The 15488-nt window shown below is 54.1% G+C and carries 13 protein-coding genes; 3 read left to right on the top strand and 10 right to left on the bottom strand.

Going from position 1 to position 15488, the window contains the following annotated elements:
* Positions 1-7: 7 nt before the first annotated feature.
* The 4 genes from E6C60_RS00930 to E6C60_RS00915 form a co-directional block, all read right to left on the bottom strand.
* The gene (locus E6C60_RS00930; protein WP_138224042.1) at positions 8-1963 is read right to left on the bottom strand and encodes a heparinase II/III family protein; all 1956 of its coding nucleotides are present in this window, start codon (positions 1961-1963) and stop codon (positions 8-10) included.
* A 165-nt stretch (positions 1964-2128) separates the two neighbouring features.
* Positions 2129-3769, bottom strand: coding sequence for an extracellular solute-binding protein (locus E6C60_RS00925; protein WP_138224041.1), 1641 nt, complete (start codon positions 3767-3769; stop codon positions 2129-2131).
* Between the two features lie 27 nt (positions 3770-3796).
* Complete coding sequence (locus E6C60_RS00920; protein WP_138224040.1) at positions 3797-4666, bottom strand: carbohydrate ABC transporter permease; 870 nt, start codon at positions 4664-4666, stop codon at positions 3797-3799.
* A gap of 13 nt (positions 4667-4679) precedes the next feature.
* Complete coding sequence (locus E6C60_RS00915) at positions 4680-5597, bottom strand: ABC transporter permease (RefSeq protein WP_138224039.1); 918 nt, start codon at positions 5595-5597, stop codon at positions 4680-4682.
* A gap of 240 nt (positions 5598-5837) precedes the next feature.
* Here E6C60_RS00915 and E6C60_RS00910 point away from each other — a divergent pair, with 240 nt between their 5' ends.
* Entirely contained in the window at positions 5838-8174 is a 2337-nt protein-coding gene (locus tag E6C60_RS00910; protein WP_138224038.1) for an AraC family transcriptional regulator, read from the top strand.
* Positions 8175-8368: 194 nt separating this feature from the next.
* Here E6C60_RS00910 and E6C60_RS00905 read toward each other — a convergent pair whose 3' ends face one another.
* The 6 genes from E6C60_RS00905 to E6C60_RS00880 form a co-directional block, all read right to left on the bottom strand.
* Positions 8369-8638, bottom strand: coding sequence for an HPr family phosphocarrier protein (locus tag E6C60_RS00905; RefSeq protein WP_138224037.1), 270 nt, complete (start codon positions 8636-8638; stop codon positions 8369-8371).
* A gap of 102 nt (positions 8639-8740) precedes the next feature.
* Positions 8741-9670, bottom strand: coding sequence for a DNA-binding protein WhiA (gene whiA / locus E6C60_RS00900; RefSeq protein WP_138224036.1), 930 nt, complete (start codon positions 9668-9670; stop codon positions 8741-8743).
* A gap of 5 nt (positions 9671-9675) precedes the next feature.
* Positions 9676-10662, bottom strand: a complete 987-nt coding sequence (locus E6C60_RS00895) for a gluconeogenesis factor YvcK family protein (protein ID WP_175415121.1) — start codon at positions 10660-10662, stop codon at positions 9676-9678.
* Between the two features lie 12 nt (positions 10663-10674).
* Complete coding sequence (rapZ, locus tag E6C60_RS00890; protein ID WP_138224034.1) at positions 10675-11580, bottom strand: RNase adapter RapZ; 906 nt, start codon at positions 11578-11580, stop codon at positions 10675-10677.
* A 63-nt stretch (positions 11581-11643) separates the two neighbouring features.
* Positions 11644-12594, bottom strand: a complete 951-nt coding sequence (locus E6C60_RS00885) for an ROK family glucokinase (RefSeq protein ID WP_138224033.1) — start codon at positions 12592-12594, stop codon at positions 11644-11646.
* Positions 12595-12771: 177 nt separating this feature from the next.
* Positions 12772-13557 carry a glucose-1-dehydrogenase gene (locus E6C60_RS00880; RefSeq protein ID WP_138224032.1) on the bottom strand — a complete coding sequence of 262 codons (786 nt, stop codon included), beginning with the start codon at positions 13555-13557 and terminating at the stop codon, positions 12772-12774.
* Positions 13558-13797: 240 nt separating this feature from the next.
* On the opposite strand from E6C60_RS00880, the gene E6C60_RS00875 reads away from it, so the two are divergent.
* Positions 13798-14733 carry an ABC transporter ATP-binding protein gene (locus E6C60_RS00875; protein WP_233281089.1) on the top strand — a complete coding sequence of 312 codons (936 nt, stop codon included), beginning with the start codon at positions 13798-13800 and terminating at the stop codon, positions 14731-14733.
* A gap of 1 nt (position 14734) precedes the next feature.
* Positions 14735-15478, top strand: coding sequence for an ABC transporter permease (locus tag E6C60_RS00870; protein ID WP_138224031.1), 744 nt, complete (start codon positions 14735-14737; stop codon positions 15476-15478).
* Positions 15479-15488: the final 10 nt, after the last annotated feature.

Raw genomic sequence — 15488 nt, 5'->3', positions numbered from 1 at the left:
CCTCCTTTTAATGGTCGTTCCGTGCCACGGAGTGCTCATCCAGATTCAGTGTCGAGGAAGCTCCGTCTGCGGAGCGGATCGTGATCTGCAGTCGTTTGCCGCTCTCCTCGATCAAGCCGTTCGTAATGCTCACCTCCTTCTCATCATAGATGATGCTCAAGAGACATGCATTGTCCTGAATCACCCCCTTTACGGAAATGGCCAGCGTTGGTGCTTTGGTTCCGTATTGCTGCGCAATAAAGGCCTCACCCACACGGCTTCTGGCCTGGCTGAAGGTGCCGTCTGTGTACCATCTCATCGTCAGCTGGCGGCCTCCACCAGCCAGATGAAGCGGCTGCACGCCCTCGTCCGGCTCTGCGGCCGGGACTGCCAGCCAGCCCTCCTGCAGCTGAAACCGCTGCTCCGCCTCGTGCGTGCCGGTGCCCTGCAGCCAGTCGGCAAGGATGATAAGCGGCAGCTGACGGTCCACATACAGCCAGCGGCGGTGGCGGACCGGTGAAGCCAGGCGTTCATAGCCATTATGAGCCGCATCCACCAGCTCATACTGCTCCGTGCTCAGATGACGGTATACCGTCGGCACGGCCTCGGGCTCTGCCCATTGCTGGGTGGAGGCATACGGGGTCTGATCCAAGCCATCAATCGTTACCGTATTGTGCGCATAGGTTGATTTGAAGTATCTCCGCCATTCCCCCTCTTGGTACGTGTATCTGCCCGGGTCCACGAATACCAGCTGGCCATCCAGCGCCCATTCGAAGGAGAGGCAATCGGCATGCCCGTGAGCATCGCCCAGCGGACCGGCATCAAAGGCCAGATAATGTCTGGATGAACGCATGATGTAGTAGCCGGCATCAGGAAATACGGTGCTGACCCCATTTGAAGGAGTATGCCGTGACTCCTGAATGGCATTAAAAGCGGCCTCATAGGCCTCAGGCCCAAGCTGCCACAAGGCATCTGCGGACAGCTCACCTAGTGCCAGCAGCGAGGAATCCTCCAGCAGTGCCCCGGCCAGACCGATCATATAGCGCCCGCTCTTGCTCCAGTCCGAATCCGACCAAGGTGTACAGGTGCCATCCGGGCGGGTAATGGCCGCCACATAACGTGCCATACGCTCCAGCCGGTCTCCAAACAGAGAAGGAAGGGCATAGCCCAGGCGTGCTCCCATCAGCGCCGGAAGCAGAAACAGGTTCATACTCGAAATATGATAAGAGGTCGCCATTTCGTTGTGCACTCCGTCCGGCAGCACCTGCCGCAGCAGGCACAGCTCCAGCCGCTCCGCAGCAAGCTGACGCCACATCGGAGCCTCCGGTGCAGCCGGCAGGCATATGCCGAGAAAGAACAAGCCCTGCATATGTATGGAGGCATGATTCATGTCCGGCGTACCGAAGTAGGCTGTCAAGTAACGAGCATGCTGACGCAGCGACGCCTCCAGCTTCCCCTGGAAGCTGCCTTCCTGCAGCACCCGGCTTCTCTGCAGCAGCGTTGCACCCCAGAGCCAGCTGTGTGCCCGCATGCTGACCTCCAGCAGACGCCACGGCCCGCGTTTTTGAAAATACGCTGCGGCCTCATACGCCTCTCCCTCCGGCATCGGATTTTGTTCAATCCAGGTGATTACATCGCGCTGAAACACCTCCGCGTAGCTCTCCTCACCGGTCAGCAGGTATGCAATCCCCAAACTCATGACATGCAGGTGACGGTTCAGAATCCATTCAAATTCCAGATCCTCTGTGGGATTTACACTCCAGCTGGGCGGAACTCCAATCGGCACAAATTCACGCGCAGCCATGGAAAAAGGTACTTTATAGCAGCCCGTGACAGCCATGTCAGCGGTCTGCATCGCCTGCTCCAGCTCAACTGCGAAATGCTTTTTATAGATCTGTATGGCTTTGTCCAGCTCTCCTTCGCTCAGAAAATACCGGAGTCCGCCAACATGGACGCTCTGTTCATCTGTATTCAAAGTCTTCATTGCCGCTTACCTCATTTCTGTCAGCATTTATGCTTGCATAGTGTGGAACGCTTTGTGGAGCTGCCTGCGGAATCGGTGTCATGATCATGCGGCCCGGCAGGTGCGAAAGAAGGGCTTCAGAGATGGTCATCTCCAAGCCCTGCCGTCGCCAGCCCTATCCCAACCTTATTTCATGGACGAATACCATTCATTAGCTTCCTTCTCCAGCTGCTCGCCACCCGCCTTGCGCCACTTCTCTACAAATTCATCAAAGTAGCTGATCGGCTTGTCGCCAGTAATGATCGAAATGTAGGCCTCATCCTGCAGCTTGTCGAGCTCCGCACGGTATTTGCCTTCTGACTCCAGCGCCGTGAACAGCTCGTTCTGGATGCCGCCCTCGTCCAGCTTATGCTCTGCGCCGAATTCATTTCTCATCTTGTTGTCCACATCCTGATGCTCCAGCATCTGGAACGGATTGATAACCAGGTGACCACCAAGCTTCGCCATCGCGGCTGCATTATGCTCAGGATCGATCGGAGTAGCTACCTTAACACCATCCTCATCCTGGTAATGCCAGTGCTTGTTCTCCATGCCGTACCACATAATGCTGCGCTCTTGATAAGTAGCGTTCATCGTCTCCAGCATCTCCAGCATGCGGATCATCTTGTCTGGGTCCTTCTCCACTTGCTTGCCAAAGCTCACAAAGCTGCCGCTCATCATATTTTGCTGCCACATGCCTCGCTTTCCATCCTCGCCAACCGGCGGCTCGCCCTGCACGAGAGCTTCCGCTGCAGCGCTGTTCAGCTTGCCCAGCTCCGTATTGTTCGGACCTGCATTTCTGCTGCCCAGCTGCGGAATCCAGTGATAGAAGTAGCCCTGGCCAGATGTACCGATACGTCCGTTAATAAACGCATGGGTCAGTGCCCAGTTGCCGCCCTGGTTTTCCCCTGTAATAAATTCCGGATCAATAATGCCGTCCTTAAACCATTGGTTCAGCATCGTAAGCGCTTCCTTCATTTCCGGCTGAATCGCGGAGTAGACGAGCTTGTCATCCCGAACCTGCCAGATCATCTTGTCATTGCCTTTGTCCCCGTTGAAAATATCCGGCATATAGCCGAAGGCGCCAAAGACTGCAGCCATCGCAGAATAGGATAGACCGTACGTGTCCTTCTTGCCGTTGCCGTCCGGGTCCTCCGTTGCAAATTTATACATGAGCTCCTCAAATTGTTCAAGGGTCTTCGGTGCCTCTTCGACCCCGACGTTCTTCATCCAGTCGCCCCGATACACAAGCGGTGCCCGGTGCTGACCCTGTGGAACGACATACGGAATGCCATACAGCTTGCCGTCAATTTTGGAATATTCAAAAATACCAGGAAAGCTCTTCTCCAGGCTGGCATACAGCGTCGGCGCATGCTGCTTCAGCAGGTCCTCCGGAATTTCTGCAAGTACATCGGACTTGATATATTTCTGCAGTGAGCCGAAGCTGCGCACCTGCATCCGGTCGGGAATTTCACCGGAAGCGAACTTCAGGTTCAGGAGCTCCTCGTATTTGTTATTCTCGATGTTCAGAATGTCGAGCTCCACGTTGTATTTTTCATTGGCATACTTCACAAGCTCCCCATCTTTGTCTGTCGGGCCGATGTGATAGGATGCGATGGAAAGGGTATGCTTCTTGTCCTTTTCCTCCTCTACAGCCGGTGTACTTGGGCTGCTCGTTCCGCCTTGCCCCGCACTCGTGCTTTCCTTAGAGCAGCCGGATACGATCAGAGCTGACGACAGCAGCAGTGCAGCAGAGCCTCGAAGCCATACAGACGCTTTGTTTTTCATGTTTCATGGACCTCCCTGAATAAATTATTATCCTTTTAATGAGCCTACAAGAATTCCTTTTACGAAATGCTTTTGCAGGAAAGGGTAGAACAGGATAATCGGAATCGTCGTTACCATAACCGTCGCCGCTTTGATGGTCTCCGGGTTGGCAACCTCCTCAGCATCGTTCAGATTCATCATCTGCTGCGTACCCTCCAGAACGATTCGGCGCATGACAACCTGCAGCACCTGATTGTTCGGATCGGTAATATAGATGAGGGAATCGAACCACGCATTCCAATGCCATACCGCGGTCCACAGAACGACCGTAGCCAGAATTGGCATGGAGAGCGGAATCACAATCCGGAACAGAATGACAATGTCATTGGCACCGTCAATCTTGGCAGACTCCTCCAGGCTTTCCGGCAGCGCCATGAAGAAGTTACGGCAAATAATCATATGAAAGGTATGAAGAAGTGTCGGGAGCACGAGCGCCCAGGTCGTATTCATCATCCCCAGTGACTTAACGAGCAGGAACAGCGGGATGAGACCGCCGCTGAAGAACATCGTAAAGACAACAAACATCGTCCAGAAATTCCGGTGCGGAAAATGCCGCTTGGCCAGCGGATACGCTGTACATACGGTTACGATCAACGTCAGCGCCGTTCCCAGGGCCGTCCTTATGATCGTATTGCCGAAGCCCGCCAGCACGAACTCGTTGGACAGCACCTTTGCGTAATTGTCCAGCGTCCACGTCTCCGGCAGCAGCCGAACGGTCGCGAACGACGATTCCGGCGAGCTGAAGGAGAGGGTGAACAGGAACAGGAACGGGTATAGCATACTTATACATAATAGAATGAGCAGTGCGTAGTTAAATACGTCAAACGCCACACTCGATAAACTCCATCTGTGCTTCATTGCAGCTTCCCTCCTACCACAAGCCGTAGTCGTTCACCCGTTTAACTATGGCGTTTGTAATGACGATCAATGTAAAGGCGACGACGTTCTTGAACAAACCCACTGCTGTTGCAAAGCTGTACTCCATATCGACTAGGCCTCTTCGATAGGTGTAGGTGCTCAGGACATCCCCGACTTCATACACCGCCGAGTTGTACATATTGAAGACCTGGTCGAAGTCGTCGTTCACCAGCTTGCCGATAGCAAAAATAAACATAATCGTAATAACCGGCATCATCGAAGGAAGTGTAATAAAACGGATGTTATGATAACGATTCGCTCCGTCTACCTTGGATGCCTCGTACAGCTCAGGGTTAATCCCTGTAAGCGCTGCCAAATAAATGATTGAGCTCCAGCCGATTTCTTTCCACATGTCGGTAACGACCAGGACCGTACGGAACCACTTCGGATCGGCCATGAAGTAGATGGGATCGAAGCCCAGCCATTTAATCACGGCATTCAGCGGTCCGATGGACGGGGACAGAAACTGGATGAACAAGGATGCGATCACGACCCAGGATAGAAAATGGGGCATGTAGCTCACCGTCTGGACAATCCGCTTGAAGAACACCAGCCGGATCTCATTCAACAGAATTGCCAGGATAATCGGAGCCGGGAAGCCGAACAGCAGCTTATACGCACTAATAATGAGCGTATTGCGAAACACCTGCCAGAAGCTCTCCATCCCGAAAATGTCCCGGAAGTGCTCCAGTCCAACCCACTCGCTCCCCCAGATCCCTTTACTGAACACATAATCCTTGAAAGCGATCTGAAGTCCGTAGATCGGTACATAATGGAACATGACATAATAGAGGAAAGCCGGCAGAAACAACAGCACCAGATATTTGTGTCTGACATAGGGGCGAAGTGCAGGCAGCTTCAGCTTATTCATATGTTGTTCACCTCGTCTTTCATCGCGGTTTAGCGTGCATCCCGCTTGCGTAGCCTAACTATATCGGCCCTGATGCTTGTTGAACATCGTAAACATTCGCAGGCATATAAAAATGCGTCATTTTGGCAATATAAACATTTCCACCTCATAATAAAAAGCGACGGAATGCCGCGAATCCATTGACTTTTCTCCACTTATTTCCTACATTTTAAAGACTACGTACGATAAGGAGGAGGATCGATGCTAACGAAACTGCGGCGCAGAAGCAATTTCTTCTTCCGGCTTATTCTGTCGTACATCCTGCTGCTCGTGCTTGCGGTTGTGCTGGTAGGCTACGGCTCGTATCTGCAGTTCACGGAGCAGTATAATGAGCAGGTTCAGCAGGTCAATGAGCGGATTCTGAGCCAGTGGAGCGCAACGATTGACATGTCGATTGTCCAGAAAGCGGAATCCATCTACCTGGGGCTTGTCACCGACTCCTTCCAAAATGCCGACCTGCTGCATCTGTTCACCAATACCGCCGACGGACAGTATACCAAGATCCGGAACGTCCAGAGCCTGCTGTCTACAGCCGCGGCCACCGCACCGGACATTGTAGAGTCCGTGGACATGTATGTGCTGGGCTCATCCCTGCGGGTATCGTCACTGCGCGGCGTCACGTACGGGAATGATCCGGCCTCTGACAGCAAGCAGAAGCTGGAGTGGATTACCGCCGCGGCCGAAACAGGCCCGACCTCCTTGTGGCTGCTGACCGACGCCGAGACGCGGCTGGCAGGGCAGCAGCCTGCCAAGCGGCTCACCTTCCTGCGGCCTTATCCCCTGGTAGCCGACCGCTCAAAGCAGCGCGGCTTTATCGCGATTCATATGCATGCCCAGCTGATCGATCAGCTGATTGCCAATAAATCATCCAATGACGAGAGCAGCACGCTCCTGCTGGATGCCTCCGGGAAGGTGCTCGCCTCCAGCGCGCCTTTTTTGCCCAGTGAGGGCTGGGATGACATGGTAAGTCGCATTGTGAATGAGCCCCAGCCCAGCCTGCACCAGCTTGTCGATCTTGGCGGCCAGGCTACCATTGCCGGCTACCAAACCCTGCCTTCCTATGGCTGGAGGCTTGTCAGCTTCACCCCCGTGGAGGAGTTCTACAGCAAGGGCCGCCGCATTCGCAACAATGTGCTGTTTACGAGCCTGGCGGTCATTGCCATCGGCCTGCTGCTGGCGCATATCTTCGCCTCCCGCTTCTACAACCCGGTACGGACCATTGTAACCTCCGCCCGGGCGTGGCTGGAGCAGGATCATGCCGAGGTGAAGCGGAAAGAGAACACCTCCTCCAATGAGTTCCTGATGATTAATGAGATGATTGGCGGCTTGTCTGTCCAGGTGAACGAGCTGCAGCGCACGCTGAGCTCGAACCTGCCGGTCATGAAGCATAATTTCGTATATGGATTGCTGCTGCAGGGCTATACATCGAATGAAGAGGTCAGCGCTCGCCTGAAGCTGCTGCGCTCCTCCTTCCCTTTCAGCCGCTACACAGCGGTTCAGATTCAGCTTCCTCCGCAGCAGATGATTGAGATGGACACGGAAACCCGAGAGTTTGTGAAGTTCTATGTCATGGGTAAAGCGGAGGAGCAGCTCAGCCATGATACCATGCGGGTCATGGCCGCGGACCTGCCGGGCGATATTATCGGCATCGTCGTCAATCTGGAGGAGCCCGCCATGAGCACTCTGGCAGAGCGTTGTCAGGATCTCGTGTCTGTCATCTACGCCAACTTTATGGTCGAGGCTACGGTGCTGCTCGGCAGCACTGTAGAATCCGCACTCGCGCTCCCCGACTCCTATAAGCAGACGGAGAAGCTGTCAAGCTATCTGTACTACCTGCCGCGAGTGCAAGCGGTGTATGAGGTTGAGCTGCTCCGCCGGGAGGAGAGTCAGGAGGAGATTCCGGAGGAGCTTGTAGACAGCTTCGCCAAGAGCCTTCGCAGCCGCCAGCCGGAGGTGACGGAGCAGGCCTTGCTGCTGATCATCGAGCATATGGCCAAGGGAAGCTACTCCCTGCATCATTGCGAGCAGCGCTGGTCGGAGACGATTAATGCTTTTTACGGCTACCTGAAAGAAATGAACTTCCGCTCCAAGGATATTGTGTCTGCTTATATGCAGGAGGAGCTGAAGGAGGTCAAGCACATTGTCGAGTTTCAGCAGCTGCTGTTCCGGATGATCGTCAAGACCTGGACGATGCTGGAGAAGAAGAGCAATGACCGGACTTACGAGGTCGTGGATCGGGTTAAATCCTACATTGAGGAGCAGTACCATATGCCGCTGTCCCTGGATTATTTAGCAGACCTCGTGCAGACCAGCCCGCGTTACTTGAGCAAAATCTTCAAGGATGAGACCGGCATGAACTTCGTGGACTACCTCAATTCGGTCCGTATGGACCGGGCAAAGGAGCTGCTGCTTACGACCGAGCTGACTGTTGAGGACATCTCCAGCAAAACCGGCTTCAACAGCTCTGCTTACTTCATCCGCAAATTCCGTGAAGCGCATGGAACCACCCCCAAAATGTTTCGGCAAATGCAGCAGTAGGACGCTGCGTTACACATACTGAATATCGCCACACCGACAATGGGGCCGCCTTCAAGATCCAAGGATCTTGAGGGCGGCCCCATCATGCGCTACAGCGGTGCGGTTAGTGCCAGCGCAGCGCTAATATTAAAAAAGCCTTGATGCTCAAGGCTTTTCCTTACTTATGTCACAGTGGACGGCGGAGCCGTCCTATATTACTGATTCTCCAGCTCTTCTTTGCTCACCAGGTTCACTAAGGAAGTAACCGCCTGCTCCGCGTCAGCGCCATCGGCGCTGATATAAACCTCAGTACCCGAACTGATGGCAAGGCTCATGATGCCCATAATACTTTTGGCGTTCACTTTTTTATCATCTTTTTCCACGAAAATTTCAGATGAATATTTATTCGCTTCTTGAACGAACAACGCGGCCGGTCTGGCATGTAGACCCGTCTTCAGCCGAACAACTACCGGGTGCTTGGTCATGGAAAGTTTACCCCCTATTTATAAAATCTTGATTACCTTTTTCAGCCTTCACATTTCTAATATTATACCATCTTACCATACAGGACACTAGTTTATAAAGCTTCAGCCGTTTCGGATTTTTTCCGCCAGCTCGTCAATCTTGCGCAGCCTGTGGTTCACTCCCGACTTGCTGACGGTTCCCTTCAGCAGCTCTCCGACCTCTTTCAGATTCATATCGGGATGCTGAAGCCTGATCTCGGCGACCTCGCGGAGCTTATCTGGCAGCTTGTCGAGGCCGACCTCTCTTTGAAGCAGCTTGATGTTCTCAATCTGCCGGATGGCGGCACCGATCGTCTTGTTCAGATTCGCCGTTTCACAATTCACGATCCGGTTCACCGAATTGCGCATGTCCCGCATGATGCGGACATCCTCGAATTTGAACAGCGCCTGATGGGCCCCGATCAGATTCAGGAACTCGATAATCTTCTCGCCTTCCTTGATGTAGAAGATGAACCCCTTCTTGCGCTCGATACAGCGCGCGTTCAGGTGAAATTCATTCGCCAGATCGACCAGGGCCTGACAGTGCTCCTCATACATGGAGGCAATCTCCAGATGATAAGAGGAGCCCTCCGGATTGTTCACCGAGCCTCCGGCCATAAAGGCGCCGCGCAGGTAAGCGCGTTTACAGCAATTTTTGCGGATAATTTGATCATCAATCCGGGGAAGAAACAGAAAGCCCTCGGACACAATATGGAGTCCCTTTAAAATTTCCTGAACCTGAGCGGGAATCCGGACGATATATACATTATTCTTCTTCAAGCGCATTTTTTTACGCACCAGGAGCTCCGTATGCACTTGAAAATGCTTCTTGATCAAGGAATAAATCCGCCTTGCAATCGCGGCATTTTCTGTCGATATGTCCAGAACAATCTTCTTGCTGGATAGCTGAACGGATCCGTTCATGCGAATGAGCGCGGACAGCTCGGCTTTCTCGCAGCAGCTCTGGCTTTCGATCATGGTTAATTCTTTTTTGGTTTGAGCCGCAAAAGACAAGGGACTCACCTCTCTCTGGAAATCCAGTCGTTCACCAGCTGGTAAATATGCTGGCTCAGACGTTCCGCATCATGACGGAGGTAGGTCCGGAACAGCACGAGCTTGTCGGCAATCAGCTTGTAGCCCCGGCTCGTGACCTCATCCCGGTCCAGAAGCACGGGCTTCGCCCCCTGCTCCGCATACTGATCCTGGACCTGTGGCGGAATTTCTCCGTCATTGACGATCACATAGTCAAACAGATGAAGGCCTATATGATCATAAATGGCCTGGAGATGATCACCGACCGTATAATTGTCGGTTTCTCCGGGCTGTGTCATAACATTACATACAAATATTTTTATAGCCTTGGACTGTACTACTGCTTCCGCGAGCTTCGGCACGAGCAGATTGGGAAGAATGCTCGTATACAGGCTTCCCGGTCCGATCAGAATCGCATCCGCCTGCATGACAGCCTCCAGCGCTTCCGGCAGCGGCTCCACTTCCTCCGGCTCCAGAAATACGCGCTTGATAACGCCTCCAGCCTCCGGAATCTTGGATTCCCCGGAAACGATACTGCCGTCCTCCATCTCCGCATGCAGCACCACGCCCTCGCCAGCCGCAGGCAAAACCGCTCCACGACAGACGAAAACCCGGCTCATCTCCTTGACCGCGGTTACAAAGTCACCGTGCATGTCGGTGAGCGCTGCCAGGATCAGATTGCCGAGGCTGTGGCCTGCCAGATTGGAGCCGGCGCTGAAGCGGTACTTCAGAATATCCGCCAGCAGCGGCTCAACATCGGCAAGCGCCGTTAATACGTTCCGAATATCTCCCGGAGGAGGCATCTGCAGCTCACTGCGAAGAATGCCGGAGCTGCCTCCATCATCGGCTACAGTGACGATTGCTGTGATGTCGAGCGGCTTCTCTTTAAGTCCCCGAAGCATGACAGACAGTCCTGTTCCGCCCCCCATCACGACGATGCGGGGACGCTTTCCGGCTGTTTGAGCCACATTCATCACTTCCCTCAGTTAATGCCGGTCCCGGTCATGATCGCGGTGGCTTACCGAAACCTTCTCGGTTTCACTCGCCGACAGCATCTTTCCGAGATATTCCGAGATTGCCACAGAGCGGTGCTTGCCACCGGTGCAGCCAATGCCGATGATTACCTGGCTCTTTCCTTCCTTGCGGTACTGCGGGATCAGGAAATGGAGCATATCGAGCAGCTTCGTCAGAAAGGCCTGCGTTTCCGGCCACTTCATCACATACTCGTATACATCACTGTGCTGGCCCGTATTGGGGCGAAGGGTCTCTACATAATGGGGATTCGGCAAAAAGCGGACGTCAAACACCAAATCCGCATCAATCGGAATGCCATATTTGAATCCAAAGGAGGTCACATTGACCGTCAGCATGCGGTTTTCCAGATGCGTAAACCGGGAAATAATCGTTTCCTTCAGCCGCGCCGGCTTCATGAGGCTGGTGTCGATAACCTGCGTCGCTGAGTTCTTCAGCTCATCTAGCATCTTGCGCTCCAGGCGGATTCCGTCGAGCGGCATCCCCTCCGGCGCCAACGGATGGCGGCGGCGGCTCTCCTTGTAGCGCTGGACGAGCACGGAATCCGTCGCATCCAGAAACATGATTTCGCTGTGGATCGTAAAGTGATCCTTGATGTAGTTCAGCGACTCCGCCAGCGCGGTGAAAAATTCCCGGCCGCGAAGATCAATGACCAGCGCGACCTTGCCGATCTTGCCGTTCGATTGCTCAATCAGCTCCGCAAACTTCGGAATCAGCACCGGGGGCAGATTGTCGACACAGAAAAACCCGAGGTCCTCCAGGCTCTGTACAGCCAGCGTCTTTCCTGCTCCTGACATGCCGGTAATGATAATTAGCGTGGCCATCGAATTGGTCTTGCCGCGTTCCTCTGTTTCCAGCATCAGCATTCCCTCCCTTGAACATTATCCTCTAGTGACAGGCCGTCTCCTTCGTTATCGTCTTGATTAAGAGCGCAGGTGAAGGCCGGCAGCGCCGACGATTCCAGCATCATTGCCAAGCTCTGCCGCTACGATGCGAACACCGCGCTGCAGCGGCTCCGGCGTCAGCTTCTGAAATACCGAACGAATTTCATCAAACAGGAAATCTCCGGCCTTGGATACACCCCCGCCGATAATGAACACTTCAGGATTCAGGACCGCGGCCACGGAAGACATGGACTTGCCCAGGTAGTAGGCCGCACGGTTGACGATGCGCATAGCTACCTCATCTCCAGCCTTTGCCGCATCAAACACTTCCTTCGCCGTTATGCTGTCTGCCAGTGCCAGCGAGGTGCGATCCCCCCGGGCCACCGCGTCCTTCGCCATCCGAATAATGCCGGTTGCCGAGGAGACCGTCTCCAGGCATCCCATCTTGCCGCAGCCGCATTGAATCGCTTCCAGATCCGGCACGACGGTAATATGCCCGAGCTCGCCGGCCATGCCGCCAAAGCCCTGATAAATCCTGCCGTTGATAATAATACCTCCGCCAACGCCGGTACCCAGGGTAAAGCAGACACAGTTATCCACGCCGCGTCCGGCACCGCTCCAGGCTTCTCCCAGCGCGGCTACATTGGCATCGTTGTCTATTTTGACAGGCTTGCCGAATCGTTCCTCCAGTATGGCGCGAATCGGAACATCCTTGAACCCTACGTTCGGTGCGAATATGATGATGCCTTCACGGATATTTGTAAAGCCTGCAAAGCCGGCTCCCACGCCCGCTAACTGGTCCCAGCTGTAAGGAGACTCCTCGACAATATGACGAACATATTTCTCTATATTGTTAATAACCGCCTCCACGCCCTTGGACGTTTCTGTCGGTCCCTCATATGTCTGCAGAAGCTGCCCTTCCTCGTTGCAGATCCCGACCTTGATCGCCGTTCCGCCTAAATCGACACCTACGTAGATGTTCTCAGACATGTTACAAGCCACCTTTTTCCTTCTATATTATAGATTGCTTCTACTGTACCCACTATAATTGAAGGCATCATTTCGGTCAAGAGAAGACCCCTGCGCCAAAAAAGCTCCGAGCCCTCTTCGGCCCGAAGCTTGAAATTCCTTCGCCATGACGCTGCATTGCACACAGATGCCATCAACCTAACCGTTTCCTCCCTGAAAGGAAGGATACTTGGTCATGCCTCCATCCGCAAACAGGGTAATCCCGGTAACATAGCTCGATTCCGAGGACGCCAGCCAGGCGGCAACAGAGGCAATCTGCTCCGGCTTGCCGATATATCCCATCGGAATCATCGCCTCTACACTTTTGCGCGATTCCGGATCGTCGAACTTCTCCTGATTAATCGGCGTGTAGATCGCTCCCGGACCAATGTTGTTGACCCGAATCCCCTTCGGGGCAAATTCCAGCGCCAGCGTTTCCGTCATGAGCTTGACCCCGCCTTTACTGGCAGCATAGTGGACAAAATGTGGCCAGGGGATGACCTCATGCACACTCGACATATTGATGACCGAGCCCTCAATGCCATGCTCCAGCATGTAGCTGATCGCTTCCCTGGATCCCAGGAAGGCCCCGGTCAGATTCACATCAATGACCTTTTTCCAGTCGTCCAGGGACAGCTTCTCGGAGGGAACCTCATTCTCAATGCCGGCATTGTTCACCATGACATGCAGGGCACCGAAATGCTCGTGCGCGGTGGAGATCAGCTTGCGGATATCCTCCTCCTGCGATACGTTTGCCTGCACTGCGACGGCTTGTCCTCCCGTCTCCTTAATCTCTGCAATCATTTCCTCCATCGGGTCCGGATTGCTGTTATAGGTCATGACCACATTGGCCTTCTCCTTGCCGAACCGAAGAGCGATCGCCTTCCCGATCCCGGAGGACGCTCCCGTCACGATCACAGTCTTTCCTTGCAAATCTCCGTACATATGCCTTACCTCCTCTTCGCCGGAGCCTGCCCCCGCGGTTGATACTACTTCATTAAACCATTTGCCGAATTTTCAATAACGCTTGTCTCCCACTCTTCTGGCCGTCCTCGCCCCGCAGGTCTCTTTCTAGATTGTCCCGAGATGACAAAAGTCATATCAAGTCATGACAAAGTTTACTCATCAGGGCGGGGGCCTCTTCGATAAGATAACCATACCAAGCAATAGAAAGGTGCGGTTGCATTGAGTTTAAATATTACGCAAAATACGGCGGTGGCAGTGGCAATTCATAACGTCAGCAAGCAGTTTGGCAGCAAGCGGGCCGTAGATGGGGTATCCTTTACCCTCCAGCAAGGCAGCATTACAGCCATTCTGGGTCCCAATGGGGCCGGAAAAACCACAATCCTATCCATGATGCTGGGCTTGCTGGAGCCGGATGCCGGCACGGTTGAGGTGCTTGGCGGCAGTCCGAAGGACCTGAAGGTCCGGCGCCGGATCGGGGCGATGCTGCAGGAGGTCAGTGTGATGGACAGCCTGAAGGCTGGTGAAATCCTGGAGCTGATCAGAGGCTATTACCCCAAGCCCATGGAAATGGCTGAGGTGATGCAGCTGACCGGGCTTAACCAAGAAGATCTTAGCAAGCGGGCGACCAAAATGTCCGGCGGACAAAAGCGCAAGCTGAGCTTTGCCCTGGCGCTGGCCGGTAATCCGGACCTGCTCTTCTTCGACGAGCCCACCGTGGGGCTGGATACGACCGCGCGGCGGCTGTTCTGGTCTACGGTACGGAGTTTGGCGGCACAAGGAAAAAGCATCCTGTTTACGACTCACTACCTTCAAGAAGCCGACGACAATGCAGACCGGATTGTGCTGTTTAAGGACGGGCGTATCGCTGCAGACGGCAGCCCGGCTGAGATCAAAGCCAGGCTGTCCCGTAAATCCCTGTCGTTCCAGTGCCGCAGCGGCACCGCTGCGAATATCATTGCCCGGCTGGAGGCTGTACCTGACGTCACCGGGCTCCAGCAGGAGCAGGGGCGCCTGCACGTTTACACTAACAATACTGATTTGGTGTTATCGATCATTTTCAAAGAGGAGCTGCCCGTTCACGACATCCAGATGGATCAGGGCAGTCTTGATGAAGCGTTTGAACAGCTCACAGCCCGGAAAGAGGAGGTCGTCTGATATGACTGGAAAGCTGATTTCCCTGCAGTGCCGCATGGAACTGCTTCGCATCCTGCGGAACCCGTATTTTATTTTTTGGTCGCTCGTGATGCCCATTGCGTTCTATTACATCTTTACCCGCGTCGTCAATACGGGGGCTGGGGACCCCGGCGCATACCAGGCTCGCTATCTGATGTCCATGACCACATTCAGCGTGATGGGCTCGGCGATCATGACGCTCGGCATCCGGCTCGTGCAGGAGCAATCGCTCGGCTGGTCCACACTGATGAAGGTCGTGCCGTTGCCGGCCAGCATTTATTTCCTGGGAAAAATGTTCGGCCAGACGCTGCTGCTGCTGCTCTCCATCGCTGTCATTTTCTCAGCAGGTGTCCTGATCAATGATGTTCAGCTGCAGGCCTGGCAATGGATCAGCAGCGGTGTATGGATCCTGGCCGCATCTGCCCCTTTTCTGGCCATCGGCACACTCATTGGCACCATGAAGCGCGTCGACACCGCCAGCGGCGTGAGCAACGGAATTTATCTGGTATTGGCGCTGCTGGGCGGCATGTGGATGCCGCTGGAGATGCTGCCCTCCTTCCTGCAATCCATCGGCAAGTGGCTGCCTTCCTACCACTTTGCAAGCGGAGGCTGGGCCATAACCGAGGGCGGCCTGCCGGAGCTGCAGTCCGTGCTTATTTTGACAGGATATTTAGTCCTGTTTATGGTAATATCCACGTATGTACGCCACAAACAGCAAGCTGTCTAAGAGGATGATG

Origin of the sequence: Paenibacillus algicola, from assembly GCF_005577435.1 — a bacterium.
GTDB classification, from domain to species: domain Bacteria; phylum Bacillota; class Bacilli; order Paenibacillales; family Paenibacillaceae; genus Paenibacillus_AQ; species Paenibacillus_AQ algicola.
The sequence above is the reverse complement of the archived record's forward strand: the minus strand, read 5'-3'. Positions and strand labels throughout refer to the sequence as shown.

Excerpts from the sequence above, each read along its gene's own strand:
- E6C60_RS00925 (WP_138224041.1), bottom strand. The coding sequence starts at position 3,769 with ATGAAAAACAAAGCGTCTGTATGGCTTCGAGGCTCTGCTGCACTGCTG.
- E6C60_RS00930 (WP_138224042.1), bottom strand. The coding sequence starts at position 1,963 with ATGAAGACTTTGAATACAGATGAACAGAGCGTCCATGTTGGCGGACTC.
- E6C60_RS00920 (WP_138224040.1), bottom strand. The coding sequence starts at position 4,666 with ATGAAGCACAGATGGAGTTTATCGAGTGTGGCGTTTGACGTATTTAAC.
- rapZ (WP_138224034.1), bottom strand. The coding sequence starts at position 11,580 with ATGCTGGAAACAGAGGAACGCGGCAAGACCAATTCGATGGCCACGCTA.
- E6C60_RS00870 (WP_138224031.1), top strand. The coding sequence starts at position 14,735 with ATGACTGGAAAGCTGATTTCCCTGCAGTGCCGCATGGAACTGCTTCGC.
- E6C60_RS00905 (WP_138224037.1), bottom strand. The coding sequence starts at position 8,638 with ATGACCAAGCACCCGGTAGTTGTTCGGCTGAAGACGGGTCTACATGCC.
- E6C60_RS00915 (WP_138224039.1), bottom strand. The coding sequence starts at position 5,597 with ATGAATAAGCTGAAGCTGCCTGCACTTCGCCCCTATGTCAGACACAAA.
- E6C60_RS00910 (WP_138224038.1), top strand. The coding sequence starts at position 5,838 with ATGCTAACGAAACTGCGGCGCAGAAGCAATTTCTTCTTCCGGCTTATT.
- E6C60_RS00885 (WP_138224033.1), bottom strand. The coding sequence starts at position 12,594 with ATGTCTGAGAACATCTACGTAGGTGTCGATTTAGGCGGAACGGCGATC.
- E6C60_RS00895 (WP_175415121.1), bottom strand. The coding sequence starts at position 10,662 with ATGAATGTGGCTCAAACAGCCGGAAAGCGTCCCCGCATCGTCGTGATG.
- E6C60_RS00880 (WP_138224032.1), bottom strand. The coding sequence starts at position 13,557 with ATGTACGGAGATTTGCAAGGAAAGACTGTGATCGTGACGGGAGCGTCC.